The sequence below is a fragment of the Streptomyces phyllanthi genome, assembly GCF_009377205.1.
Classification (GTDB): Bacteria; Actinomycetota; Actinomycetes; order Streptomycetales; family Streptomycetaceae; genus Streptomyces; species Streptomyces phyllanthi.
Map to the genome: position 1 here is coordinate 1 of NZ_VJZE01000918.1, position 1,254 is coordinate 1,254.

The following is a 1,254-nucleotide window of genomic DNA, read 5'->3' on the forward strand; positions in this document are numbered from 1 at the left end:
CCCCCGGGCGGGGCAGCCCCTCTAGGGCCCGGCTGGGGCTTGGGCCCGGTTGGGGCTGGGCTTGGGCCCGTTTGGGGTTTGGGCCCGTTTGGGGTGCCTTGGGGCCAGGGGACGCCAAAAAGCCGGTCCACCCTCCGGTGGACCGGCTTCGTGCAGCGAACCAGACTGTGGCCGCGCGCTAGCTGAGCGTCAGCGCGAGACCTTGCCGGCCTTGATGCACGAGGTGCAGGCGTTCACGCGCTTCGGCGTCCCGCCGACCACGGTACGCACACGCTGGATGTTCGGGTTCCAGCGGCGGGACGTACGGCGGTGCGAGTGCGAGATGTTGTTGCCGAAGCCCGGCCCCTTGCCGCAGACGTCGCAGTTGGCAGCCACGGGTCACTCCAAAGACTTCAGATGCACTTACGGTTGATCCCGGCATGCCGGGATCCAGATCTACGGATCCAGGATCAGAGATCTGAGTGGCGTTGCCAGGTGGGAAGGCCCGATCAGGATCGGGCAACCGGAGCAGCATACAACGACTGCTCCCGTACAACGAAACTACCATGGCTGGTCCGGAGCCCGCCCCGGCCCTCTTCCGCCGGACACCGTCCCTGGGTCTACGCTGCGTCCGACGTCCAGCAGCTCAAGGAGGCGCAGGTGCCGCAGGTGCCGCAGACGATCGATGCTCTCGCGGTGCGTACCTGGTGCGGGCTCGCGCTGCAGGCGCTGGGGCGGGCGCGCGAGGAGATCGACGCGATCAACGTCTATCCCGTGGCCGACGGGGACACCGGGACGAACCTGTATCTGACGGTGGAGTCGGCCGTCGCGGCGGTCGAGGCGGTGTTCGCGGGGCACGAGGCGGCGGGCCGGGATGCCGGGGGTGCTGATGGCGACGGGGTGAGGCCCACGCTCGCGGAGGCCGTCCGGGCCATGGCGCACGGCGCGCTGATCGGGGCCCGGGGAAACTCGGGGACGATCCTCGCGCAGCTGCTGCGGGGCATGGCGCAGGTGCTGGCCGCCGACAGCGAGAGCGCCCACGCCGACGGGTCTGGCCTGCGGCTCGCCCTGCGGCGTGCCGCCGACTCCGCGCGCGAGGCGGTCGCGCACCCCGTCGAGGGCACGGTCCTCACGGTCGCCTCCGCCGCGGCCGACGCGGCGAACGGGGCCGAGGGCGACTGCGGGGTGGTCGCGCGCGCCGCGTACGACGGTGCGAGGGCGGCTCTCGCGGCGACGCCCGGGCAACTGGCCGCCCTGGAGCGCGCGGGGGTCGTG

General features: G+C 72.2%; 2 protein-coding genes. One reads left to right on the top strand and one right to left on the bottom strand.

All coding sequences use genetic code 11. The features are described from left to right. Positions 1-189: 189 nt before the first annotated feature. Positions 190-375 (bottom strand): 50S ribosomal protein L28, encoded by a 186-nt coding sequence (gene rpmB / locus FNH04_RS46115; protein WP_003993230.1) that lies wholly within the window; start codon positions 373-375, stop codon positions 190-192. A gap of 264 nt (positions 376-639) precedes the next feature. Here rpmB and FNH04_RS46120 point away from each other — a divergent pair. Beyond that, a partial coding sequence (locus FNH04_RS46120) for a DAK2 domain-containing protein (RefSeq protein WP_322725784.1) occupies positions 640-1,254 on the top strand: 615 nt, incomplete at its 3' end.